Source organism: Cyanobium sp. WKJ7-Wakatipu (genome assembly GCF_024345355.1).
In the GTDB taxonomy this organism is placed as follows: domain Bacteria; phylum Cyanobacteriota; class Cyanobacteriia; order PCC-6307; family Cyanobiaceae; genus Cyanobium_A; species Cyanobium_A usitatum.
In genome coordinates this window covers 94,338-118,687 of record NZ_JAGQAY010000001.1, presented here as the reverse complement: position 1 = coordinate 118,687, position 24,350 = coordinate 94,338, and the positions used below count along the sequence as shown (strand labels likewise).

The window sequence follows — 24,350 nt, the reverse complement described above, 5'->3', positions numbered from 1 at the left end:
CGTAGTTGCTTGGTGCCTAATCACGCGTCGTAATACATCACGAACTCGTGGGGGTGGGGCCGCTGGCGTAGCTGCTGCACTTCCTCGTATTTAAGGGTTATCCAGTTGTTGATGAAGTCTTCGGTGAAGACGCCACCAGCTAGCAGGTAATCCTTGTCTGCATCGAGGGCCTCAAGGGCACCATTCAGTGAGGCCGGCACAGTGGAGATGCGGGCCAATTCCTCAGGCGAGAGCTCGAACAGATCAACATCGGTGCCATCGCCCGGGTCGATTTGGTTCTTGATGCCATCGATGCCTGCCATCAACATTGCCGCGAAGCCGAGGTAGGGGTTGGACAGGGCATCGCCGGAACGGAATTCCAGGCGCTTGGCCTTGGGGCTCGGCCCCGTGAGCGGAATGCGAACCGCGGCGGAACGATTTCCCTGGGAATAAACCAGGTTCACCGGAGCCTCGAAGCCTGGCACCAATCGCTTGTAGCTGTTGGTGGTGGGATTGGTGAAGGCAAGGAAACTGGGGGCGTGCTTCAGCAGCCCTCCGATGTACCAACGGGCAGTCTGGGAAAGGTTGGCGTAGGTGCCTTCGCCGAAAAACAGGGGATTGCCACCTCTCCAGAGGCTTTGGTGCACGTGCATGCCACTGCCGTTATCGGCGAACACGGGTTTAGGCATGAAGGTGGCCGTCTTGCCGTACTTACGGGCAACGTTGCGCACTACGTATTTGTAGATCATCACGTTGTCGGCTGCGCTGATCAGCTCGGCAAACTTGATACCCAGCTCATGCTGGGCTGTTGCCACCTCGTGGTGCTGCTTCTCGATCGGCACGCCCAGGCTGCCCATGGTGAGCAACATCTCCGTGCGCATGTCTTGAAGGGTGTCGTTGGGAGCGACCGGGAAGTAGCCCTCCTTCAACTGAATCTTGTAGGCAAGGTTGCCACCCTCCTCGAGGCGCGCGCTATTCCAAGGAGCTTCAACTGAATCGACGCTGTAGAAGCTGCTGCCGCTGCCTGAGCTGTAGCGGACGTCGTCGAAGACAAAGAATTCAGGTTCAGGCCCGAAGTAGGCGGTATCGGCGATGCCGGTGGAACCGAGATAGTTGAGGGCTTTCTGGGCCAAGGCCCGGGGGCAACGGCCATAGGGCTTGCCACTGCGGGGCTCCTGGATCGAGCAGATCAGGCTCAGGGTTTTGTGGATGTAAAAGGGATCGATCCAGGCGGTGTTGGGGTCCGGCACCATCGCCATGTCCGATTCGTTGATCGCCTTCCAGCCCCGAATCGAGGAGCCGTCAAAGGCAACGCCATCGCTGAAGGAGGCCTCGTCGATCAGGTCGCGGCAGACCGTCAGGTGCTGCCACTTGCCATGCAAGTCGACAAACTTGAGGTCGATCAGCTCGATTCCGTCCTCATGGATCTGACGGAGTACGTCCTGGGCTGTTTGGGCCATTACGAACAAGAAGAATGGGTGCCGTCCGGATGCGGCGTCGCCGGACCGTACGGATCGGCCAGAAGCTAATTGGTATCGCCGGTAACCAAACTGAAGGCGAGGATTGCGTAACCGTTTCTGTCAACTTCCCCAGAACCCACCCCTGGCCTGGGATTTGGCGGAATGTGAGTGCTAGTTTTCGATGCAGGTGCGTCGATTTGATTCCGCCATGCGCGATGCCATCACTGGTCTAATTGGCCGTTATGACCAGCTCGGCCGCTATTTAGACCGCGATGCGATCGACCGCATCAGCACTTATTACTCCGAATCCAGCGTGCGCCTGGCTGCGGTGGAGCTGATCAACCGAGAGACTGCCACCATCGTGCGCGAGGCGGCCCAGCGTCTCTGGCTTGCTGATCCCGAGCTGATCCTGCCCGGTGGCAACGCTTACACCACAAGGCGCCTTTCGGCTTGCCTGCGGGACATGGATTACTTCCTGCGTTACGTCAGCTATGCCCTGATCGCCGACGACGCATCGATCCTCAACGAGCGGGTGCTGAATGGTCTCGACGACACCTACAAGAGTCTTGGCGTGCCGACCGGCCCCACCGTGCGCAGCATTGCCTTGATGGCTGATGTGGTCTGCGAGATGCTGCTCGACGCCGGTGTGGCATCCGCGATAGTGGTTAGGGCCCCCTTTGACCATCTCTGCCGTGGTCTTGGTGCCACCAATCTGCGGGCCCGCTAGGCCCCGGAATTGCTGCTTAGGCTCGATTTACCCGCTCCATCCTGGTCTTGGTTCCCCTGCCCGTGCTGCCACCAGTTAATTCAGCCCATCGCCGCACGCTGGCCCCAATAGCCACGCCAGATCGTCTGCTGCTCGGTCCTGGCCCCTCCAATGCCCATCCCACCGTGCTTCAGGCCCTGGCCCGAATGCCGATTGGTCACCTCGACCCCCTCTACGTCGAGCTGATGAGTGAGGTGCAGGAGCTGCTCCGCTACGCCTGGCAGACCAACAACCGCCTCACCATTCCAATGAGCGGCACCGGCAGTGCGGCCATGGAAGCCAGCCTGGCCAACACGATTGAGCCTGGAGACACCGTTTTGGTGGCCGTCAAGGGCTATTTCGGCCTACGTCTGGCCGACATGGCCGGTCGCTACCGGGCCAATGTTGTGACGATCGAGAAGCCCTGGGGGGAAGCCTTCAGCCTTGCTGAACTCGAGAACGCCGTAGCCACCCATCGGCCCAAAATTCTGGCCATCGTCCACGCCGAAACATCGACCGGGATCTGCCAGCCCATGGAGGGCATAGGCGATCTCTGCCGTCAGCACGACTGCCTGCTCTTGCTTGATACCGTCACTTCCCTTGGTGCGGTGCCCCTCTACCTCGATGAATGGAAGGTAGATCTGGCCTACAGCTGCAGCCAGAAGGGCCTTAGCTGTCCTCCTGGACTGGGTCCCTTCACCATGGGCCCGCGAGCCGAAGCAAAAATGATGGCCCGGGCCGGCAAGGTCCCCAACTGGTACCTAGACGTCACCCTGCTGAATCAGTACTGGGGCAGCGATCGGGTGTACCACCACACGGCGCCAGTCAATATGAATTTCGGCATGCGCGAAGCCCTGCGCCTGCTGGCCGAGGAGGGGCTGGAGGCAGCCTGGGCCCGTCACCGCAGCAATTCCGAGCTCCTATGGGCTGGTCTCGAAGCCCTGGGGCTCGAGCTTCATGCCCCGGCAGCACTGCGCCTACCCACCCTCACCACGGTGCGCATCCCCGCAGGAGTTGACGGCAAAGCCTTCTCCCAGCACCTGCTCACCAAACATGGCATTGAGGTAGGTGGAGGCTTGGGAGCGCTGGCGGGCAAGGTTTGGCGGATCGGCTTGATGGGTTACAACAGCCAGCCTGAAAACGTCGACCTACTGCTCAACCTGTTTGAAACCGAGCTGCCGGCCTTCAGGCCCGCAGTTGCCCCTGCTGCCGTCGCCGCCTAAACCAGCTCGCCAGCAGACCGCTGGCCTCTTCGCCCAAAACCCCTCCGATCACGGACATGTGGTGATGGGCACTGGGATTGCTGGCTAAGTCAAGGCAACTGCCGAGGGCGCCCCTCTTCGGATCCCTAGCGCCAAAAATGACCGTTCCCATGCGGGCTTGGACCAAGGCACCGGCACACATGGGACAAGGTTCCAGGCTCACCAGCAAGGAGCAGCCATTAAATCGCCAGTCGCCGCGCAAGCGGGCCGCCTGGCCAAGGGCCACCAGTTCGGCGTGTCCAAGGGGATCGCTGTGTTGCTCGCGCCGATTGCTGCCCCAGCCGATGCAGCGTCCCCCTTCATCGAGCACCACAGCGGCCACGGGAATTTCGCCCTGGTTTCCGGCCCGTTCTGCGTGGCGCAGCAGCAGTTGCATCCACTGGCGCTGCAGCTGGGGACCTGGTGGGCCCATGAGTTGGGAAGGATCCACTGCTTGCTGCCCGCAGCACAAACCCACTTGTAGCCCACCTCCACAAGTGAGAATGGCTTGATCCGATCGGTTTTCGTTGGCTAGCGCCCCCCCTGCCCCGCGGGCCAGCCAGCCCCTGCCCTTCGCCAGTCCGGAGCAGCTAGACCCCAGGCTGCAGGATTTTTTAGAGCAGGCTTCACGACAGCTCTGTGTGTGGCTTGGTAGCGCTGCCGAACGCTCGCCACTGCCAGGCTTGAGCATTTTGCCACCGGTGGAGCCTGAAGATCACGGTTTGGCTCCGGAGATGCTGCTGGCCGATCTGCAGCTGGTGATGGATGGGGCCTTCAATCCCAACCACCCCGGTGCCCTTGCCCATCTCGACCCACCGCCCCTGCCGGCCTCGGTGGCTGCAGATTTGATCTGCGCCGGCCTCAACAACAACATGTTGGCTGAGGAATTGTCCCCCAGCTTGAGCCGCCTAGAGCGCAGCCTCACGGCCTGGCTGGCTGAGCAGCTAGGCCTGCCTGCGGGTAGTGGCGGTGTGGCCGCCAGCGGCGGCACCCTTTCCAACTTGATAGCTCTGGTGGCGGCGAGACGCCAGCGGGGTCTGGCCATAGACGGCCGGGCAGTGGTGGTGGCAAGCATTGATGCCCATGTCTCCCTCGCTAAAGCACTGGCGGTGATGGGCCTACCGCCTGAGGCCCTGCGGCCGGTGCCAGTAGATAGCCAGGGCCGACTAGATCCAACCGCTTTGGAGGTGGAGCTTGATCAACTCGAGCGGGCTGGGCTGCCAGTGATCGCGGTAGTTGCCACCGCTGGCACCACTGTTCGGGGGGCAGTCGACCCCCTCAGTGCGATAGCTGGGATTTGCCAGCGGCGGGGCCTGTGGCTGCATGTGGATGGCGCTATCGGGGCCGTGTTCGGCCTGGTGCCTGCCCACCGCCATCGGGTTGCTGGCCTGGAGCAGGCCGATTCGATCACGATCAATCCCCAGAAACTGCTGGGAATCACCAAAACTTCCTCCCTGCTGTTGTTGGCCCGTCCCCAGGCACTGGCGGGGGCGTTTCACACCGGACTGCCCTACATGGAGCCGAGCTGGGGCGGCAGCCACGGCGGTGAAAGTGGCCTACAGGGCACCCGCCCCGCCGAAATTCTCAAGCTTTGGCTCGGTTTGCGGCAGCTTGGCCTAGTGGGCATAGAAGCGGTGCTTGATGGGGCTATTCAGCGTCGCCGCCAGCTTCAGGCCCTACTGACACCCAACGAGCGGCTGCAGCTGGTCGGTGGCTCCTTCCATCTGCTGGCCTTCACCCCCCAGCAACTTGATGCCGCCGGCAGCCAGGCCTGGAGCGATCGCACCCGTCAGCGCCTGCTCCAGGAGCAGCTGATGCTTTCGCGCCCTCACTACGCCGGGCGCCACCATCTCAAGGCCGTGCTTGGTAACCCCCACACCAAGCCAGCCCACCTCGAGAACCTCGCCAGGGTTGTGCATGCCAGCCTCGATGAACAATCCTGATACCCCTCCCCCCTTGAGTGAACCCCCTGTTGTGACAACCACAGGCCGCGGCCGCTGGGTCGCGATCGTGACTGGCGCTATTTCGGTATTAATCGGCGTTCTTTATTTAGCGATGATCGTGGTGCTTGATAGCCGGGGGCCACTGCAGCCACCACCACCGGAGGCCATGGGCGAGCTGCCAGTCAGTCGGACCCAGGCCTTGGCGGCAAACTCCGCTGCTTTGCCTGCAGCGGTTGCACCACCCGGCTGAAGGCGGCCTTAAGGAAGCGACTCATGGCCCCGTCGCGTCGGCTGAGGTCGTATTGCTGCTGCACAACCTCCTGCACACCGCCGTCGCCCCAGTCCTGGTCTCGCTCGAAGTAGGTGATGAAGCTCAGCCCCGCAACCCGGGTGAGCCAGGCAGCGCTGACCGCCTGAATGGCACGGCTCACGACCAGAGCAGGTACGTTCAGACTTAGTGCCGCACTAAGCAAGCTGACGCCCCCCTTCACCAGCCCGAGGCCAGCCATGGTGCGTCCAACGGAAAGGGCCAGATCTTGGGCACTCTGGCGACTCATGCTGATGCCATAAATACGGGCTACCTCCACCACCATCTGGGCGTTTACAGCTGCGGCACCGAGCAGGTCCAGGCCAGGTAGGGGTGTGACGGCAAGCACCCCGGCTCCTATCCACATGTAGCGATCAACGATTACCTCGCAGTCGCTGCGTCGCTGCCTGGTCAGCAAGGAGCGGCTCGCCTCACTGAGCCGCCGGCACTGCAACAGCAGGTTGTCGGCAATCAGTTCTTCCCCATCGGCGTGGAGCACGGCCGCGATGCGGCGTAAAAGGGCATCGACCTCGGCAGCTGGCTGCAAAGGACGCCCTCCTGGCATAGGCACGCTCTGGGGTGCCGCGCTTGCGGGTATCACGTCTTCGGCCGCAATGTGGTCGCGGCTGCGTTGGCGCAGTAGCTGCAGCAAGCGCGCCTCCTCCTGCTCGCCGCGCAGATCGCACTTGTTGAGCACCAGCATCAGCCGCTTTCCGAGACCAGCCAGGGCTTCAAAAACCTCAAGCTCGGCGGCGCGCAGGTCGCCGTCCACCACGAGCAGGAGCAGGTCCGCCTTGCTTGCCTGGTCGCGGGCGAGCCGCTCCCTCTCAAGGCCAGCAGCACCTGCTTCGAGGATGCCGGGCGTGTCAACTAAAACCACGGCTCGCTGCAGGCTGCGCAGCCGCAGGCGATAGCGCTGGGTTTCGCTGGTCGATCCCATGGCAGCTCCCACCTTGCCCACCAGCTCCTGCAGCAGGGCCCGGATCAGAGAGGTCTTGCCTGCCGACCCCGTACCAAAAAGCACAATCACGAGATCGCCCCGTTCCAGTTCGGCCTGCATGCGCTGCCGCTCTTGACGCAGGGCTTCCCGCTCCACCGCATCGCGCACCCGATCGAGTGTTTGATCGATGGCGGCAAGGTTTTGGGCAGCCGCTTCCCGGCGGTTACCCGGTGGCGGCAAGCTGGAGGCCGCTCCTGGGCTGGCCTTGCCGGTAATGGTCCGCAACCACGGCCAGGCCAGTTGCACTAGCAGCAACGCGAAGCCAGCGAAAATAAAGGCAAACAGCGGCTGAACGATCCAGCTCGGCAGATACCAACTCAGTTGCCAGTAGAGGTTGTTGACCCCCTGCAGCAAGGCGCCAACGGCGATCAGGGCCAGCACAGCCAGGCCGGCGATCATCCACAGGCGGGTGCGAGTGCTCACAACTCAGGCATCAGGATCTGGCTGCTCGGATGATCTCGCTCCACAGTCCTGCAGCCAAGGCGCTGCTGGCCCGACTGGGGCTGTTGTCGTCATTACCCAACCAGATACCCACCACCCAATGGCGCTGGGGTTCATAGCCCACAAAGAGCAAATCGCGGCTGTCATTGGTTGTGCCGGTTTTGCCACCCTCCTGACCGCCAAGACTGGCCATCTGGCCCGTACCCCGCTGCACCACGGCTCGAAGCAACTGCTGCATGGCGCGGGCCGTCGCCTCGCTGCTTACCCGGCGTCCCGCCTGGGATGTTGAAGGGACGTTGGCCTGGCGGCACTGGTTTGATGACTGGCCGCTACATGCCTCTCCATCGGTAAGGCGCCGAATTGTGCTGGGGGAATGCCAAACGCCACCGTTGGCGATTGCCGCGTAGGCAGCTGTGAGTTCCAGCAGGGTTACCTCGCTCTGGCCGAGGGCCAATCCGGGCACAGCCGCTAGGGGGCTGGTGAAGCCAAGATCACGGGCTTTCTGCACCATTGCATCAAGACCTACCCGCTGGGCCAGACGCAGCGCTGCCGTGTTGCTACTGATGGCGAAGGCGGATACCAGGCTCAAATTGCCACCACAACCGCTGCTAAAGCTCTGATCGCGCCAGCGCAATGGCGAGCAGCTGATTGGATCACTGGGCTTGCCGCCCCGCTCGAGAGCGACCAAGTAGGGAATCAGCTTGAAGGTGCTGCCTGGCTGGCGCTGGGCCATCGTGGCTCGATTGAACTGGCTCTGGCGGTAGTCGCGACCGCCGGCAAGGGCAAGGATGCCGCCGGTGCGCGAGTCGAGCACCACCACGGCCCCTTCCCCCACCCCCAGCGACTTGCTGTCGCTAAGTCGTTGGCGCAGCAACCGTTCCACCTGCTCCTGCAGGTGGCGATCCAAATAGGTATCGATCAGGAAATTGCCCTCGGCCGCCACCTCTGCCCCCACCAGCTGATCAAGGTCGCGGCCCACCTGATCTGAATAAAAGGGGACTCCGCGTAGGGAGGTGCTGCTGCGGCAGGCCTGGGGCGAAAGCCGGATTGGGCTACGGCGGCCGCTGCGGGCCTGATCGGCACTGATGCGACCCGTATCGCCCATCTTGCTGAGCACGGCATTGCGGGAGCTCAGGGCCGCCTGGGGATCGAAGCAGGGGTCGTAACCATTGGGCGAGGGAAGCAGGCCCACCAGTAGGGCAGCCTCCTCAAGCTTCAGGTCGCTGGCGGGCTTACCGAAATAATGGCGGGAGGCATCCTCAAAACCCCAGCCCACTCCTAGATAAACCCGGTTGAGGTAGCTCAGTAGCAAATCCCGCTTGCTGAACCGGGCCTCAAGCTGTAGCGCCACCAGCAGCTCACGCCACTTACGGCCCAGGGTTTCACCTTGACCCACCTGATCGGGGTACAAACTGCGGGCCAATTGCTGGGTGAGAGTGCTGCCCCCCTCCAGTACCCGTCCTCCGAGCACGTTGGTAACAAGGGCTCGGCCCGTACCAACCGGGTCGACGCCGGGATGCCACCAGAAGCGGCTGTCCTCACTGGCAAGCAGGGCATCGATCAACACCCGGGGATAGCCCTGCAAGGCTTTGAGCTCCCGATGCTCTTTTGCCTGGGCTGTTGCGATTGCTTTGCCCTGCCGGTCGTAGAGGACCAGCGGCCCTCTCACCGTGGCGAGGCTGCCGCGTATGGGCACCTGGAGGCCGGAGATGACCTGCAGGCCCAGGCCGCCTAGGGCCGCCGCCGCAAGCATCAGGCTCGTTGCCCGCAGCAACCTTTGCAGCTGGGGCAGGGGACGGATCTGAAAATCGAGCTCAGGCAGTCCCGCCTCCTGGCTGGGGCCGAAGCGCAGGCTGTCGCCGTCGCGAAGCAACAACTGCTGCACCCGCCTGCCCTGCCACCAGAGGCCGTTGGTTGAGCTGTCGTCGCTTAGCAACCAGTGGGATCCGCGCCGCTCCAGCAGGGCGTGCTGGCGGCTGACCGCCGGATGGTCAACGCAAATTTGGCAGTCTTTGTCTCGCCCGATGCGGTAGGTGCCCGGGTGCAGGGGCACCAGGCGCGAGGCTTGGCCCGGTAGGTGAACCTGGAGTTGGGCTTGCCCGGGCTGGCTGAACCGCTGCCAACGGCGTCCTAGGGCTTCAAACGCTGGCTTGGCCATGGTTACCCAGCAGCTCGATGGCGAAGCAAAGCACCGCCAGGTTGATGGCCACATCGGCCAGGTTGAACACCGGGAAGGAAACCGGCACCAGGGCTAAAAAATCCACCACATAGCCAAGACGCCAGCGATCGAGCCCGTTGCCGAGCGCTCCCCCCAGCAGCAGCCCTATCCCAAGGCTCCGGGTGAGGGTCAACTGACCCTGCCTCTGAATCCAGACAGCCACACCAATGGAGACCAGAAGGCTCACCAGGCCGAGTAACTGGGGGTTGCCACTGAACAGGCTGAAGGCAGCTCCGGTGTTGCGGACAAGCTGCAGTGAAAGGAGCCCCGGCAGAAAAGTTGAACTGCTTCCTAGCGGCAGATTGGCAACGGCTAGAGCCTTGCTGAGCTGGTCAAGCAGCAACACCAAGGCAGCGCTGGTGTAGGCCAGGTTGCGCAGCCGACTCATGACTCCACCAGCAGCAGACGGCGCAGCAGCAGGGCCATCAGGGCTACGGCGCAGCAAAGGAGCAACTGGGGTATCAAGGGCGCCAGGCTGTAGCTGAACAACAGGATTCCAAGATTTGGTCCCCAGCGGCCAGCCAGTGCTCCCAGCAACAGGTTGGCTATGCCGCAGACCTGCAGGACGCCCAGCCCGACCACTGCGGCGCCAAATAAACCAAGCAGGTCGTCCATTCCCTGCTGGCGCACGAGCTTGCCGGTGAGCCAGGCCGCCGGGATGAAGCCAGCCAGATAACCAAAGCCAGGATCCAACAGGTAGGCGGCACCGCCCCCGCCCTGAAACACAGGCAGCTGGAACAGGCCCAGGCTCAGGTAAGCAACTGCTGCGAGCATGCCGCTGCGGGGGCCGCAGACCAGGGCGGTTAGCAGCAGGGCCGGCACCTGCAGGGTGATGGGCAGGGTTGTGAGGTTCCAGCCGCCGCTGGCGGTCGGAATCGGGGCGGCGGCCTGAATCAGCCCGCCTACCAAGATCAGCAGCAGACCGGCGATTGCGCCGCTCCAGGTGGCTAGGGCCCTCAACTGATCACATCGTTTCTGCCTCCCATTTTGGGGGGTCGCGCGAATGGGGCCGCTAACTTCTAGATATCAAGGGAAGCTATGGACGAGCCACTAGGAGCCGAGTCGTTGGAGCCACTGCCTTTTGGCGTGGAGCCATTTCTTTTTGGCGTGGAGCAATTGCCTTTTGCCGTGGGCGATGCGGTGCAGCTGAAGGGCCGGCCCAACTATCTAAAAACAGCTGATCCCATGCCGATGTTGCGTCCGCCAGACCTGGTGGACAGCGATGAGCAGGGTCAGGTGCTGGCCATTAAGGCGCGCAATCAACTGGCAGTTCGCTTTCGTCGCGGCACCTTTTTGGTGGAAGCTGACCAATTACAAGCTGCCGCGCCTTAATCAGGCACTGGGCACGGCCTATCAGGGACTGAGATCGTGGCGTTGCCAGGCCAGTTCTGCGGCGGTTAGGGCTGGCGCTGGACCACAGATGCTGAGGGAGGGAGCCGAAAGCCTGCGGCGAGCTGCCGCCAGCAAGGTGCCTGCATCCAGTTGCTGGGCCCGCTCCAGGCTTTCCTCCACGTAACTCCAGCCCAGGCCATGGCCCAGCACCAGCGCCTGACGATCGGCGATCTGGCCGCAGGTCTGGCGCCCCATGGCGTCCTGGCCGCGGTATTTGGCCTTAGCTAAAGCGAGCTCAGGCACCGTCAAGGGCTGATCTAATACTCGTTGCCACTCCTCCAGAAGAGCGGTGGTGGCCTCCTCTGCCCGCTCAGCGGAAGTGGAGAGGTGCCAGATAAAGGGCGTTGCGCCGCGCCGCGCCGGCATGTGAACCCCAACGTCGTAGGCCAGGCCCCGCTCCTCCCTCATGGTGACGAATAGGCGGCTGGACATGCCCATGCCCAGGTGGGCCTGAAGCAGCCTCAGGGCCAGCCCATCCGGATCGCCCAAGGGCACGGTAGCCGTACCCAGCATCAATACCAGTTGCTCAGTGTCCTGCTCCAAGCAGGCAAAGCGCTCCTGCCCGGAGGCTGCTCCCGGTCCGGCGCCGGGGCTTGGCGGGGCCGTAGTCCAAGGGCACTGATTCAGGAGGGGATTGAGCAGCTGGGGAAGCTCGTCATCCAGATCGCCGCAGGCCACCAAAAGGGCGCCGTTCTGGCCGAGATCAGGCACCAACGCCCCTATCTGTTCGGTTTGCAGGGCCGCTAATTCCCCATCTACACCGAGGGGATCGTGGCCATAGGGCCCATCGCCGTAGAGCATGTGGCGCAGCTGGTCGTGGGCTAGCTGGAACGGATCTTCCCGCTGGCGCTGCAGACTCTGGAGGTTCAGGTCCCGCTCTAGCTCGAGTTGGTCAGGGCTGAGCCAGGGCTGCCTGGCCATTGACAGCAACAGGGGCAGCAGCTCGCTCGTGTCGCTGCTGGCGCACTTGAGGCTGATCACCAGGAAGTCTTCGGCGGCTTCAGCACGCAGGGCCGCCCCGCGACCCTCCACTAGGTCGGCCAAGGCTTCTGGCCCATAGCTGCCGCAGCCGCGGGTCATCAAGCCCGCCAGCAATTGGCCAGCCCCGCGCTGGCCCGGCATATCCTGACTGCTGCCTCCCCGTATCCACAGCCGGCAGGCCACGATCGCCGGTCCAGGCCGGCGCTGCCAGATCAGCGGTAGGCCGCCCTGAAGGCTGGTGTGCTGCCAGTTGGCCGAGGATGGATGGGTGCTGGTCATGCCGGCACCGCCTCGAGCACGCAGGCCCGGCTGGGATCCAGCAGGGGAACGGCCTGCTGCAGCAATTCGGACGCACTCCAGCAACCAATCTCTTCTAGTGGCAGCTCCAGCCTGTGGTGGCGCCCCCAGAGGCGGTTGTTGCCTATCAGGCCAGCCACGCCGCCAGCGGCCTCTAAACCAAAGCGGTAGCCATTGGCCACCAGCCGCTGGGCTCGCTGCCATTCCACCTCAGCCATACCCTCCTGCAACAGCTCGTACCAGACCGCATCAATCGCTTTGCGAACGGCGGCCAGCTCATCCGTTTCGCAGATCGCCTCCAGCAGGGCAAAGCTGCCGAACTCCATTACGTGCAGATCCAGATCAATGCTTTCCACGATGCGCAGTTGCTCTCGTAGCCTCTCCACTAAGCGGCTGCGGCGCCCCTCGGCCAGCACGGTTGTGAGCAGGTCTGCGCCCATCACGTCGTGCAATTGAGAGGCGGGAGGCAGACCCCAAAGCATCAGTAGGCGCGCCGATTCCAGCCGCGGCACTTCGATCCGGTGCTCCCCTGGCTGCACCAGAAGGGCTGGTCGGCGGCAGGGCTCCTCCACCAGCGGCAATTGGGCTAGGCCACTAGCGTCGATGCGTTCGGCCAGGGTCTCCAGCTCGAGGGCGCCGCTCATGGCCAGCACGCAACGGTTGGCGCCATAAAGACGCCGATGGAAGGCGGCCATGGCAGCAGGTGTCTGCTCAAGCAGCAGTTCGCGCTGGCCCAGGATCGGTTCGCCGTAGGCGTGCTCTGGGCAGCCAAGTCGAAGTAACTGCTGCAGAGCGATTTCATCGGGCTGATCTTCACTTTGGGCCAGCTCCTCGAGCACCACCTGCCTCTCCATGTCGAAGGCTGCGGCATCGAGGCGGGGATGCAGCACCAGATCAAGCAGTAGGTCGAGGGCGTCTGCAGCCGCCTCCGGTGGGATCAAAACGTGGTAGTGAACGTCGTCGAAGCCGGTGGCTGCATTGCTGTTGCCACCCATCGCCTCGATGCGAAGGTCGAATTCACCAGGCCCAAGCCGCTCGCTGCCCTTGAACACCATGTGTTCAAGGAAATGGGCCATGCCGCTTTCTGCGGCGGATTCAAAAACGCTGCCTGCCCGACACCAAAAGTCGAGGCAAACCAGCGGCGAGTCGGGCAAGGACAGGCTGACCACGGTGGCGCCGTTGGCAAGAAGTTGGTCGCTGGCATTAGCCAGGCCTGGCAGCAGGGGCTGGGATGGGGCCAGGGGCAAGGCTCAGATGCGTGGCAGGATCTGCATTCTGCTGGCTGCACCTCCTGTCGTGAGTTCCGCCCCCGCTTCGTCTCAGAGTCCCGACGCTGGCCCCGAGAGCTCTTGCGGCGAAAGCTGTGCGATTCACCCCCTGATGGACGCCCTAGCGGCACGGATTCGTACGTTCTGGCAAGGCCTGCCCGAATTGGAAGCGTTTGCGGTCTCTGCCGATCTCGAAGCCATTAGTGGCAGCCTCGATGGCGAATCACTATTCATACGCAACGAGCTGCGTCGCTGCAGGGGACTGCGCAAGCTGCACCTGGAAACCGCCCGCCTTGGAGCGGGATTGCAGATTTTGCACTGCGTACTCTTTCCGGATCCCCGCTTCGACCTGCCTGTATTTGGGGCAGATATCGTGGCCGGCCCGGCCGGGGTCTCCGCCGCCATCGTCGACCTCTCGCCAGTTTGCGGTGAGCTCCCAGCCGGTATCGGTGAAGCTCTTGCCGCTAGGCCCCGCTGCAGCTTCGTACAGGAGCGGGAGCTGCCGGGCTGGGCGTCAATTTTTTCGCCCTACGTTCGCTTTGTGAGACCCACGAGCGCCGCTGAGGAGGCCGGGTTTCTCGACGAGGTCAGCGGGTACCTCGATGTGCTGGCGTCGGCCATAGCCACCAGCGAGGCTCAGGCACCAACCCACCCAGCTACGCTTGCCAGATGGCAGGGTCAGCTCCGGTATTGCAAGCAACAGAAACAAAACGACAAGACCCGCCGGGTGCTGGAGAAGGCCTTCAACCCGGAGTGGGCCGATCGTTACATCGAGGAGTTGTTGTTCGACGATCCGCCAGCACCGTGAAGCGCGCCTTACTGGGGGTTAACCGGCTTTGGTGGCTAGGCGGAGCGGCCCTGGTGTTGATTTTGGCTGTCGCCCTAGTCCGCCAGCAGCGACCATCCCCAGTGACTGCACCGGTGGTTGCCGTCACTCCTAGTAATCAGGAAGCGGTGGCAGCGCTTGGCCGGCTGGAGCCGGCTGGTGATGTGCGCTTGCTGGCGGCCCCCATCAGCGGCATCGGCGGGAGCCCCCGTATCTCCGAGCTGTTGGTTGAGGAAGGCGACCGCGTGAGCAGTGGCCAGCTGCTGGCTCGCTTTGACACAGCTCCCACCCTTGTGGCCCAACAACGGCTAATCGAGGCTCGTCTTCGCAACCTTGACACCAGATTGGCTGTACAAACCCGCGACGTCCGTCGCTACCGCCAGCTGAGTCGTTCCGGAGCCATACCCAGCGGTGAGCTGGACAACCGCGAGACTGACCTGCTCAAGCTTCAGGGTGATCGCAACGAGGCATGGGCTGAACGCGAGAAACTCAAAGCTGAGTTGCTGCTTACCGAACTACGGGCGCCCATGGCTGGCACCGTGCTCAAACTCCATGCCCGAGTTGGAGAGCGCCCGACTGAAACAGGCGTACTTGAACTCGGCGCCAGCAACCGCATGCAGGCCTTGGTTGAGGTCTACGAAAGTGACATCGACCGAGTGCGCCTTGGCCAGAGAGTCTCTTTGATCAGCGAAAACGGTGGTTATCAAGGCACCCTTACTGGCGAGGTGATTCGGATCAGTCCCCAGGTTCGTCAGCGTTCAGTGCTTTCAACTGATCCCACCGGAGACGCAGATGCCAGGGTTGTGGAGGTGCGGGTGGCCCTAGATCCTGCTGATAGCCAGCGGGTGCGTGATCTCACGGGCTTAAAAGTGATTGCGCGCCTCGCTGCCACCAGGGCGCCTGGACAGCCCTGATGCTTGGCCGTATCTGGCAGGGCCGCCGCATTCCCCTTGCCTGGCTGCTGTTGACTCGCCAGCCCGTGCGCCTGGCTGTCGCCCTGGCTGGCATCGCCTTCGCCGGCATTTTGATGTTTATGCAGCTGGGCTTCAGGGACGGCCTGTTTGATGCCAGCGTCACTATTCACCGCCTCTTTGACACCGACCTGGTGTTAATCAGCCCCCGTTCCAGCAGCTCGGTGAGCATGGCCGGCTTTCCCCGCCGCCGTCTGGTGCAGGCCATGGCAGATCCAGATGTGGAGGGGATTACTCCGGTTCACTGGAATTTGCTGCTTTGGCGCAACCCAGACACCAAGGCAACCCGCTCAATCCTCACCCTGGGCTTTGAACCTGCCGATCCCCTATTCACCGACCCCAGCCTCGCGCCCAAGGCAAAGCTTTTGCAGGATCGGGGCCGAGTGCTTTTCGATGAGCTCTCCAGGCCAGAGTTTGGGCCTGTAGCCGAATGGTTTCGCAGCGGACGCACAGTCGAAAGCGAGATCAATGGCAAGAAAGTAAGGGTGGCCGGCCTGGTGGGGCTCGGCACCTCCTTTGGCGCTGATGGCAATCTGCTCACCAGCCAGGAGACCTATCTCCAGCTACTGCCAAATACTCCTCCAGGCAGCATTGAGGTGGGACTGATCCGCTTGCGAGCTGGGGCCGATGCCGATGAGGTGGTCGAGAGGCTGAAGCGGGATTTACCAGATGACGTCAGCGTGCTGACCAAAACAGGCTTTATCGCCTTTGAGCAGGACTACTGGAGATCCAGCACCTCGATCGGTTTCATTTTCACCCTCGGCGCTGCCATGGGTTTCGTGGTGGGCTGCGTAATCGTCTACCAGATTTTGTATTCGGACGTTAGCGATCATCTGCCGGAATACGCCACCTTGATGGCGATGGGCTACCGGCTCCCCACCCTGCTTGGAGTGGTAGCTAGGGAGGGAATACTGCTTGCTGTATTCGGCTATCTGCCTGCCTACGCCGCCGGCCAGGGTCTTTATTTACTGGTGCGCAATGCCACCCAGCTACCGGTATCAATGAATCTGACCCGGGCACTGACGGTCTTCATCATGATTTTGGTGATGTGTATGGGCTCGGCAACCCTGGCGATGCGGCGCCTTGGTGACGCCGACCCCGCGGAGATTTTCTGATGGCTGCGATGGTGCGCCTGGAAGGCTTGAGACATTCATTTGGCAGTGGCGTCAATCGCCGCCAGGTGCTCCAGGACATCAGCCTTTGCGTCGATCCCGGTGAAGTGGTGCTGCTTACCGGCCCCTCCGGCTGCGGCAAAACAACCCTGTTGACACTTATTGGGGCTCTGCGCCAAGTGCAGGAGGGCTCGGTACAGGTGTTTGGCGAAGAGCTCAAGGGAGCAAGCCGCACCGACCGGCTCAAGTTGCGCCGCAGGATCGGCATGATCATTCAGGGCCACAACCTGCTCAGGTGCCTTACGGCGGAGCAAAACGTGCAGATGGGTGCAGACCTGCTGAAAGGTCTCAGTTATCGAGCCCGTAGGGATAGATCTCGGGAATGGTTGCGGGTCGTGGGCCTGAGCGACCATCTTGGCAAGCTGCCCCATGATCTCTCCGGTGGGCAGAAGCAAAGGGTCTCGATCGCCCGGGCTCTAGCCGCCAGGCCCCAGCTCCTATTGGCCGATGAGCCCACGGCATCTCTGGACTCCCGTACCGGGCGTGAGGTGGTCGAGCTGCTTAAGGGGCTAGCCAAGGACCAGGGTTGCGGTGTGTTGATGGTGACCCACGACCCTCGGATTCTTGATGTGGCAGACCGTCTTGTGCAGATGGAGGACGGTCAGTTGAGCAAGGGCGCCTTCGCAATTGAGTAGGATGGAGAATCGCATCTCTCCAACACGCCGCTCGCATGGCTAAGCGCAGGAATCTCAAGAAGGAAAAGCAAGAGCGGAATCGCTCCTACGCGCGCAAATTCAAGAAGCGCAAGCTGCGCAACGACGGCCGCGGTGAAGGCGCCGGCAATGGCGTTACCGGCACAGCCAACAACGGTGGCGCCGCCGACTGATCAGTGCAGCCCTTGCATCGCTGAGGGGATCCGAAAGGATCCCCTTTTTGCTGTTTAGCCCCTCGCTGCGACTCCGATGTTCCTCAGCGTCGTCATCCCCACCTACAACCGCCTGCCGATCCTGCAGAAGTGCCTGCTGGCCCTTGAGGCCCAGGATCCCGCAGCGGAGATCACTGGCTATGAGGTTGTACTCGTCGACGACGGCTCAACCGATGCCACCGTTAGCTGGCTGCGGCAGCACAGCCTGCAGCTGCCGCACCTGCGACTGATCGAGCAGGAACATGGTGGGCCGGCTCAGGGCCGCAATCGGGGTGTGGATGCAGCCCGCGGCGACGTGGTGGTTTTCATAGACAGCGACTTGGTGGTTACCCCCAGCTTTCTGCGTTGCCACGCTGTAGCCCTAGAGCGCGAGTGGCAGCGGCGCGGCAACCGCCTCTGTTTCACCTATGGGGCCGTCATAAACACCGCCAATTTCCAGGATCCCTGCAGCGAACCACACAAGCTTCAGGATCATTCCTTTGCCTATTTCGCGACCGGCAACGTGGCGATTGATCGGCAGCTGCTTGAGCAGGCTGGCCTGTTTGATACGCGTTTCCGTTTGTATGGCTGGGAAGACCTGGAGCTCGGCGAAAGACTGAGGCGGCTTGGAGTTGGGCTGGTGCGCTGCCCGGAGGCCGTTGGCTATCACTGGCATCCAGCCCTGAATTTGGAGCAGATCCCCGATTTGATTCGGGTGGAGCGGGAGCGAGCAAAAATGGGACTGGTCTTCTACCGAAAGCACCCAACCCGGCGGGTGCGGCTGATCATTCAGTTCACTTGGCTGCATCGCCTGCTCTGGGAGGCACTCACCCTGGGCGGCCTGCTCAACGAAAGGACCCTGCGGCCCCTGCTTGCCTGGTTGATCCGCCGCGGCCATGCGGGTGTGGCCATGGAGCTGTTGCGAGTGCCGCTCAACCGCCTGGGAGTGCGGGCCCTGTTTGCAGAAGCGAAAGCACTCAAGGGTTCGGGTCAAGCCCCTAGCCCTATTTGATAGGGTACTTTCGTACAAATCACACCGCACACCTGCGTGTTTCGGGTGATCCGAGCAGCAATGCCCGTCGACCCTTCTGGTCGTTCGGGTTGTTCTGGATCCCTGGCAGGTGGAGGCAAACCCGAAACCCCAACCCCAAATTATGGCTGTTGTAACTCTTGCCGAGATGATGGAGGCAGGTGCCCACTTTGGGCACCAAACGCGCCGGTGGAATCCCAAGATGTCGCGCTACATCTATTGCGCGCGCAACGGGGTTCACATCATTGATCTGGTGCAGACCGCCGTCTGCATGAACAACGCCTACAAGTGGACTCGTAGTGCGGCCCGCAGTGGCAAGCGCTTCCTGTTTGTTGGTACCAAGAAGCAGGCCTCTGAAGTGATTGCCCTGGAGGCCACCCGTTGCGGCGCATCTTATGTCAACCAGCGCTGGCTGGGCGGCATGCTCACCAACTGGACCACGATGCGTGCTCGCATCGATCGGCTCAAGGATCTGGAGCGCATGGAAAGTTCGGGCGCCATCGCTATGCGTCCTAAGAAGGAAGCTGCTGTGCTGCGCCGTGAACTGGAGCGCCTGCAGAAGTATCTGGGTGGTTTGAAAAACATGCGCCGCCTGCCCGACGTAGTCGTGCTGGTCGATCAGCGCCGTGAAACAAACGCCGTGCTTGAAGCTCGCAAGCTCGATATTCCCTTGGTGTCCATGCTCGACACCAACTGCGATCCCGACCTCTGCGACGTGCCGATCCCCTGCAACGACGACGCCGTTCGTTCCGTGCAGCTGGTGCTTGGCCGCCTTGCCGATGCCATCAACGAAGGCCGCCACGGAGCTCAAGATCAGGGCCGTGACGACGAGGGCTGATCCCCTTCCCTCTTATCGTTCACAACTTAGTAACCCGTACCCCATACCAACCCATGGCTGAGATTTCGGCAAAGCTGGTTAAAGAACTGCGCGATAAAACCGGCGCAGGAATGATGGACTGCAAGAAGGCGCTCTCTGAATGTGGTGGTGATGCCACCAAAGCCACCGAGTGGCTGCGCCAGAAGGGCATTGCGACCGCTGAGAAAAAGGCTGGACGCACCGCCGCTGAAGGTGCCGTGGGCAGCTACATCCACACTGGCGCTCGTGTGGGCGTGCTGGTGGAGGTCAACTGCGAAACCGACTTCGTTGCCCGTGGCGACGTCTTCCAGGAATTGCTGCGCAATGTGGCCATGCAGATCGCTGCCTGTCCTGGTGTGGAGTACGTAAGCACCGATCAGATTCCTGCTGAGATTTCTGAGCGCGAAAAGTCCATCGAGATGGGTCGTGATGATCTCGAGGGCAAACCCGAGCAGATGAAGGTCAAGATCGTTGAGGGCCGAATTGGCAAGCGCCTCAAGGAACTAGCCCTGCTAGATCAGCCTTTCATCAAAGACAGCGCTGTCACCGTGGCGGAGATGGTGAAGCAGGTGGCCGGCAAGGTGGGCGAAAACATCCAGGTGCGTCGCTTCACCCGCTTCACCCTTGGTGAGGGCATTGAGGTGGAGAAATCAGATTTCGCTGCCGAAGTGGCAGCCATGAGCCAGACGGCCTGATCAGCAAGCCAGTGACCCCATTGGAGGATGCCCATCAGCAGCTTGAGGATCTGGAATCCCAGCTGGGGGCCTCCAACCCCCAGCTCTATCGCCACCTGGCTCTCTATCTCCAGGTGCTCAGAGACGGCCTGTTGAACAGTGTTCAACAGGCTTGTTTTCATGTTGCGACCCAAGTGCATCCTGATCGTTACAGCGATCTGGATGGCAACAAGCGCCGGGTGCTGCATCGGCGCATCCGCAACCTGGTTCAGCGGGCTAGCAGCATGCTCACAGTTGAGCAAACCGCCCACCTAGCCGCTCAGATAGCCAGCGAACACAACAAGCAACTCAGCCGCCAACGCAGCAGGCTGCTGGCGGCCGTGGGAGGGGACGACTCTGAATCAGAGGAGCACGACCAGGCTGAGGAGACTCCAGCAAGGGGATCAATCAACCTTGGAATGGCCCTTCCGATTGGAGCTGACTTCCTCAGCCCCTCCAGCTTCACCCTCCGCCCTCCGGTTGAGCTGGTGGAGCCCAATAGCAATCACCCAGGGGCTGAGATCGAGGAAGCGGACGAGCAACATGAAGAGGTAGATGGCCAGCAAGACCGTGAGGTGACCATGCGGGCCATGGCGGAAGCCTTCAGCGATTGGTTGGTGGAGCCGTCCAACCGGACTCCTACGCCATGGGACGGAGGGCGCCTACCTTCAGACCCTGCGCTGCTGCTCGCCTGGATCGGCGGCTTTGAGCAGGCTCTCAGCCGCCGCCTGCGCAATCTCTCCCATGCTCTCAACGTTGAGCTAATGCGGCTGGGGATAACCACAACCTTGTTGCCTGTCAGCCTGCTTGATGCTGCTCTTACAGCGCAATTGGAGAGCTTGGAAGCTCCAGCGAATCTGCTGCGCTTGCCCCTGCCCTTCGGCCCGGAGCCTGCGGCCGGTCGCCTTGAAGCTATAGCGGTGCTGCTTCGGCCTGCTGACCTTGAGCATTCCCTGCCCAAATTGCACACCTGTCGTACCCGGATCCAGCAGCACCGGCAGGAGGTGCGCAGAATGGCTCAGCACTATCGCCGTCTCAGGCGGCGGGTTCAGGCATTAGAGGCGGAACAGCTGTGGCTGCAGGACATCAACCCAGCCCAGAGCCTGCCGAGCTGCCCGGACTAGAGGCCTGGCTGCGGGCTCTGCAGCAAGCCCTGCAGGTGGAGGCCGACCGAGGATTTATCGACCTAAAGGGCCGTCAAACCTGCTTCAGCAGCTTTGTGGTGCAGCAATTGCAACAGCGGCCGCAGGATCTGCCTGCCGAAGCCCTGCAGCGCTTACTTGATCTGTCAGCTGGTTTTCAGTCCTATGGCGAGTTGCCCCTAGCCAGGCGCCAGAGCCTGGTGCGAACGGCTAGAGAAAGGCTGCATGCCCTACGCCAGGCCCAGCAGCCAGTGCTGGCGGTAGCGCCACCCCGGCTGCGGCTGGTATCAAACTCAACAGTCGCCGGCAAGGCCCCCAATTCAGCCAGCCTCAACGCGGATACGCCCCTCTCGGAAGTTCGCGGGGTGGGCCCCAAGACCGCCAGCCGTTTAGCCCAGCTCGGTTTACTGCTGGTGCGCGACCTAGTGCACTACTACCCGCGTGACTATCTCGACTACGCCAATCTCGTGCGGATCAACGGGCTCAACCCGGGAACCACCGCCACGATTGTGGCGACGGTGCGCCGCAGCCATGCCTTTGCCAGCCCGCGCAATCCCAACCTTTCGATTCTCGAACTTCACCTAGTCGATTGCACAGGGCGGATCAAGGTGAGTCGCTTTTTTGCCGGGCAGCGCTTTTCTAGTCCTGGTTGGCTGCAATCCCAGCAACGCCTGTTCCCAGTTGGAGCCACCGTCGCGGTCAGTGGTCTGGTCAAGGAAACCCCCTATGGGCCGGCGTTTCAGGATCCGTTGATGGAGGTTTTGGAGTCGGCCCAGGCACCGGTGCGCTCCGAAACGATCGGCAGGCTCCTGCCTGTCTACGGCCTCACTGAAGGATTGGGTGCCGACCGGCTGCGCCAGGTGGTCGAAGCCGTGATTCCCTTAGTGAGTAGCTGGCCAGATCCCCTGCCTGAGGCCCTGCGCCACAGCCAGAAGCTGATGGGCCGCTCCGAAGCGCTTACCCAGATCCATGGGCCCAGCGGCCAGGAGCAGCTACAGGCAAGCCGTCGCCGCTTGGTGTTTGATGAGTTTTTGCTGCTGCAGTTGGGCCTGGCCCAACGGCGCCGCCAACTGAGCCTGAGACCTGCTCCACCCCTGGCCTTGCCCCCTGGTGGCGAGGGCCTGGTGCAGCAATTTCTAACCATCCTGCCCTTTGGCCTTACCGGTGCCCAGCAACGGGTGCTGGCTGAGATCCGCGCCGATCTGAGCCGCCCCCAGCCCATGGCCCGTTTGGTGCAAGGGGATGTGGGCAGTGGCAAAACCGTTGTTGCCCTGGCGTCCCTACTCACTGCGATCGAGGGGGGCTGCCAGGGGGCCCTGATGGCCCCTACCGAGGTGCTGGCCGAACAGCACTACCGCAAGCTGGCGGAATGGCTGCCCCAGTTGCACGTCACTTCAGCTCTTCTCACTGGCTCCACCCCAGCTCCGAGACGGCGCCAGCTGCTGCAGGACCTAGTCAACGGTCAGCTGCAACTGCTGGTGGGTACCCACGCCCTGCTGGAGGACCCAGTGCAGTTCGATCGGCTTGGTTTGGTTGTCGTTGATGAACAGCACCGCTTCGGGGTGCGCCAGCGCAATCGATTACTGGCCAAAGGGCTGCAGCCCCATCTGCTGACGATGACGGCTACACCAATTCCTCGCACCCTGGCTCTGTCTCTTCATGGCGATCTGGATGTCAGCCAGATCGACGAATTACCCCCGGGACGCCAGCCAATCCGCACCAGCATGATCAAAGGCAGTCAGCGCCAGCTGGGCTATGAGCTGATCCGCGAGCAAGTGGCCCTTGGGCAGCGGGCCTATGTGGTGTTGCCGCTGGTGGAGGAGTCGGAGAAGCTCGAGCTGCGCTCGGCTGTGGAGGTGCACCGACAGCTAAGTGAGGAGGAGTTTCCGGATTTAGCGGTAGGGCTATTGCATGGCCGGCTAAGCAGCGCTGAGAAGCAGGCTGCCATCGGCGCCTTCGCCAGCGGACTAACCCAGGTGCTTGTAAGCACCACGGTCGTGGAGGTGGGAGTTGATGTCCCGGAGGCCAGCGTGATGGTGATTGAACATGCTGAACGCTTCGGCCTTGCCCAGTTGCACCAGCTGCGGGGTCGAGTGGGGCGGGGAGCTGCCGCCTCCTACTGCCTGTTGATCAACGACAGCAGCAACGTGCTAGCCCGCCAGCGGCTTGAGGTGCTGGTGCGCACCAGCGATGGCTTTGAAATAGCCGAGATGGATCTGCGCCTGCGGGGGCCCGGCCAGGTATTGGGTACACGCCAGAGCGGCCTGCCGGATTTGGCCCTGGCGAGTCTCACCGAGGATGGAACTGTGCTCGAAGAAGCACGCGACATTGCTCGCCAGATCACAGCTGCTGATCCGGAATTGCGGCAGCATCAAGGGCTTGCCCATGCTTTGGCTGAGCAGCGGCGGCGCCAGATGGATCAAGCGGCCCGGCTTAACTAACTACGAAAACCCCCCAAACATGAGGTGGCGTGCTGACTTACTAGGCGGACAGGTAGTCGGATAGGTAGTCGGAGGCCTGCCCTGATAAAACGCGCATAGAAGCAACAGCCCGACGCTCTAGTCCACGGGCAGTATCACGACTGATGCCAAGTTCGCGAGCAACTGCTGACAAACTCAAAGCCGTCTCCTGGTCGATGCCGTAAAGCATCCTAAGTAATTGGGCCTCCTGTTCAGGCAACTGATCCAGCAACTTACGGATATTAGTCTTGAGACAATCCTCTAGTGCTAGCTGATCAGGTTGCACTCCGTCGCAGGCTACTTTATCAAGCAGATTGATGGCTTCCCCGTCAGCTGTGGTGTAATCGCAGCTGAGCGGCTGCACGGCTCGAAACATCATCTCCTCAACGTCCAGTTCAGTCATGCCTGCGGCTGAAGCAAGCTCATGAAGCCTGGGCGGACGGCCTAATAGCTGGGTCAGCTCACGCTGGCAGCGCTTGAGTTTGCTGAGGGCGGCCGTGATTGGTGCTGGTAGGCGAATCGTGCGGCTCTTATTCTTGATTGCTTGAGTGATGCCCTCCCGTATCCACCAGTAGGCGTAGGTAGAAAACTTATATCCACGACTGGGATCAAATTTTTCCACGCCTCGCACCAGGCCAATCGTGCCCTCCTGGATCAGATCTGCAAGCTCAAAGCTGCTGTTGGTGTAGTTCTTGGCTATTGAAACCACCAAGCGCAGATTCGCCGAAACCATTCTTTCCTTGGCCTGCCTGCCATCTCGGATCCTGGCTTGAAGCTCATCTATTTCCAGATCGACAGCAACAGCAAAGTCTTGGTCATTTGGGGCAACCCCGCCAGCCCTCAAGGTGAGCTCCTCGCGAACCTCATCGAGTGCGACCAGTTGTTGAACCTGGCGCCCAAGGGTGATCTCCTGCTCGGCGCTCAACAACGGCACCCTGCTGATGTCGCGCATGTAGGAGCGCAACAAATCTCGGCCATGGCTGCCATCTAGAGGGTGATCGCCGCTCAAAACGAAGCGAGTGGGCATGGGCGAGGTCTGGGTGATCGTCAGAGTTTCGAAACCTT

The 24,350-nt window shown here is 61.9% G+C and carries 23 protein-coding genes; 14 read left to right on the top strand and 9 right to left on the bottom strand.

From position 1 onward, the window contains the following. Positions 1-20: 20 nt before the first annotated feature. On the bottom strand, positions 21-1,439 hold the full coding sequence (gene glnA / locus KBY83_RS00580) for a type I glutamate--ammonia ligase (RefSeq protein WP_255017802.1): 1,419 nt from the start codon (positions 1,437-1,439) through the stop codon (positions 21-23). A 208-nt stretch (positions 1,440-1,647) separates the two neighbouring features. Here glnA and KBY83_RS00575 point away from each other — a divergent pair, with 208 nt between their 5' ends. Together KBY83_RS00575 and KBY83_RS00570 are read left to right on the top strand one after the other, a co-directional pair. After that, on the top strand, positions 1,648-2,166 hold the full coding sequence (locus KBY83_RS00575; protein WP_255017801.1) for an allophycocyanin subunit beta: 519 nt from the start codon (positions 1,648-1,650) through the stop codon (positions 2,164-2,166). A 47-nt stretch (positions 2,167-2,213) separates the two neighbouring features. Next, positions 2,214-3,407 (top strand): pyridoxal-phosphate-dependent aminotransferase family protein, encoded by a 1,194-nt coding sequence (locus KBY83_RS00570; protein ID WP_396093120.1) that lies wholly within the window; start codon positions 2,214-2,216, stop codon positions 3,405-3,407. Here the strand turns inward: KBY83_RS00570 and KBY83_RS00565 are convergent. Continuing rightward, complete coding sequence (locus KBY83_RS00565) at positions 3,370-3,858, bottom strand: nucleoside deaminase (protein ID WP_255017800.1); 489 nt, start codon at positions 3,856-3,858, stop codon at positions 3,370-3,372. The two genes, KBY83_RS00570 and KBY83_RS00565, sit on opposite strands and share 38 nt — an antisense overlap. A 94-nt stretch (positions 3,859-3,952) precedes the next feature. On the opposite strand from KBY83_RS00565, the gene KBY83_RS00560 reads away from it, so the two are divergent. Further along, entirely contained in the window at positions 3,953-5,368 is a 1,416-nt protein-coding gene (locus tag KBY83_RS00560) for an aminotransferase class V-fold PLP-dependent enzyme (protein WP_255017799.1), read from the top strand. Positions 5,369-5,550: 182 nt separating this feature from the next. Here KBY83_RS00560 and KBY83_RS00555 read toward each other — a convergent pair whose 3' ends face one another. The 4 genes from KBY83_RS00555 to KBY83_RS00540 are packed head-to-tail and all read right to left on the bottom strand — an operon-like array spanning position 5,551 to position 10,294. Continuing rightward, on the bottom strand, positions 5,551-7,098 hold the full coding sequence (locus KBY83_RS00555) for a DUF697 domain-containing protein (protein ID WP_396093118.1): 1,548 nt from the start codon (positions 7,096-7,098) through the stop codon (positions 5,551-5,553). A 10-nt stretch (positions 7,099-7,108) separates the two neighbouring features. Next, positions 7,109-9,274 (bottom strand): transglycosylase domain-containing protein, encoded by a 2,166-nt coding sequence (locus KBY83_RS00550; RefSeq protein WP_255017798.1) that lies wholly within the window; start codon positions 9,272-9,274, stop codon positions 7,109-7,111. Beyond that, positions 9,255-9,722, bottom strand: a complete 468-nt coding sequence (gene lspA / locus KBY83_RS00545) for a signal peptidase II (RefSeq protein WP_106501832.1) — start codon at positions 9,720-9,722, stop codon at positions 9,255-9,257. Before lspA ends, KBY83_RS00550 begins: the two co-directional genes overlap by 20 nt. Next, positions 9,719-10,294 carry a biotin transporter BioY gene (locus KBY83_RS00540; protein WP_106501831.1) on the bottom strand — a complete coding sequence of 192 codons (576 nt, stop codon included), beginning with the start codon at positions 10,292-10,294 and terminating at the stop codon, positions 9,719-9,721. The genes lspA and KBY83_RS00540 overlap by 4 nt, the downstream gene beginning before the upstream one ends. A gap of 78 nt (positions 10,295-10,372) precedes the next feature. Between KBY83_RS00540 and KBY83_RS00535 the strand changes: the two genes are divergently transcribed. Beyond that, on the top strand, positions 10,373-10,666 hold the full coding sequence (locus KBY83_RS00535) for an NAD(P)H dehydrogenase assembly family protein (RefSeq protein WP_315858905.1): 294 nt from the start codon (positions 10,373-10,375) through the stop codon (positions 10,664-10,666). 21 nt (positions 10,667-10,687) lie between these two features. On the opposite strand, the gene KBY83_RS00530 is transcribed toward KBY83_RS00535, so the two are convergent. Together KBY83_RS00530 and KBY83_RS00525 are read right to left on the bottom strand one after the other, a co-directional pair. Then, positions 10,688-11,986, bottom strand: a complete 1,299-nt coding sequence (locus KBY83_RS00530) for a pitrilysin family protein (RefSeq protein ID WP_255017797.1) — start codon at positions 11,984-11,986, stop codon at positions 10,688-10,690. After that, positions 11,983-13,251: a pitrilysin family protein gene (locus tag KBY83_RS00525; protein WP_255017796.1), complete on the bottom strand. Its 1,269-nt coding sequence runs from the start codon at positions 13,249-13,251 to the stop codon at positions 11,983-11,985. The genes KBY83_RS00530 and KBY83_RS00525 overlap by 4 nt, the downstream gene beginning before the upstream one ends. A gap of 49 nt (positions 13,252-13,300) precedes the next feature. Between KBY83_RS00525 and KBY83_RS00520 the strand changes: the two genes are divergently transcribed. From KBY83_RS00520 to recG, 10 genes are all read left to right on the top strand, one after another. After that, a complete protein-coding gene (locus KBY83_RS00520) occupies positions 13,301-14,080 on the top strand; it encodes a phycocyanobilin:ferredoxin oxidoreductase (RefSeq protein WP_255017795.1) in 780 nt (259 codons plus the stop codon). After that, positions 14,077-15,012 (top strand): HlyD family efflux transporter periplasmic adaptor subunit, encoded by a 936-nt coding sequence (locus tag KBY83_RS00515; RefSeq protein WP_255017794.1) that lies wholly within the window; start codon positions 14,077-14,079, stop codon positions 15,010-15,012. The genes KBY83_RS00520 and KBY83_RS00515 overlap by 4 nt, the downstream gene beginning before the upstream one ends. Continuing rightward, positions 15,012-16,184 carry an ABC transporter permease DevC gene (gene devC / locus KBY83_RS00510; RefSeq protein WP_255017793.1) on the top strand — a complete coding sequence of 391 codons (1,173 nt, stop codon included), beginning with the start codon at positions 15,012-15,014 and terminating at the stop codon, positions 16,182-16,184. The genes KBY83_RS00515 and devC overlap by 1 nt, the downstream gene beginning before the upstream one ends. Then, on the top strand, positions 16,184-16,876 hold the full coding sequence (locus KBY83_RS00505) for a DevA family ABC transporter ATP-binding protein (RefSeq protein WP_255017792.1): 693 nt from the start codon (positions 16,184-16,186) through the stop codon (positions 16,874-16,876). Before devC ends, KBY83_RS00505 begins: the two co-directional genes overlap by 1 nt. Before the next feature lie 35 nt (positions 16,877-16,911). Then, complete coding sequence (locus KBY83_RS00500; RefSeq protein ID WP_011129965.1) at positions 16,912-17,067, top strand: hypothetical protein; 156 nt, start codon at positions 16,912-16,914, stop codon at positions 17,065-17,067. A gap of 76 nt (positions 17,068-17,143) precedes the next feature. After that, complete coding sequence (locus tag KBY83_RS00495; RefSeq protein WP_255017791.1) at positions 17,144-18,097, top strand: glycosyltransferase family 2 protein; 954 nt, start codon at positions 17,144-17,146, stop codon at positions 18,095-18,097. 142 nt (positions 18,098-18,239) lie between these two features. Continuing rightward, positions 18,240-18,953 (top strand): 30S ribosomal protein S2, encoded by a 714-nt coding sequence (gene rpsB, locus KBY83_RS00490; protein ID WP_094559589.1) that lies wholly within the window; start codon positions 18,240-18,242, stop codon positions 18,951-18,953. Positions 18,954-19,006: 53 nt separating this feature from the next. Next, positions 19,007-19,666 carry a translation elongation factor Ts gene (gene tsf / locus KBY83_RS00485; protein ID WP_106501824.1) on the top strand — a complete coding sequence of 220 codons (660 nt, stop codon included), beginning with the start codon at positions 19,007-19,009 and terminating at the stop codon, positions 19,664-19,666. Between the two features lie 11 nt (positions 19,667-19,677). After that, entirely contained in the window at positions 19,678-20,808 is a 1,131-nt protein-coding gene (locus KBY83_RS00480) for a hypothetical protein (RefSeq protein ID WP_255017790.1), read from the top strand. Further along, positions 20,757-23,267, top strand: a complete 2,511-nt coding sequence (recG, locus tag KBY83_RS00475; protein WP_255017789.1) for an ATP-dependent DNA helicase RecG — start codon at positions 20,757-20,759, stop codon at positions 23,265-23,267. Before KBY83_RS00480 ends, recG begins: the two co-directional genes overlap by 52 nt. Before the next feature lie 40 nt (positions 23,268-23,307). Here the strand turns inward: recG and KBY83_RS00470 are convergent, their stop codons facing one another. After that, positions 23,308-24,312, bottom strand: coding sequence for a sigma-70 family RNA polymerase sigma factor (locus KBY83_RS00470; protein ID WP_255017788.1), 1,005 nt, complete (start codon positions 24,310-24,312; stop codon positions 23,308-23,310). Between the last annotated feature and the right edge of the window lie 38 nt (positions 24,313-24,350).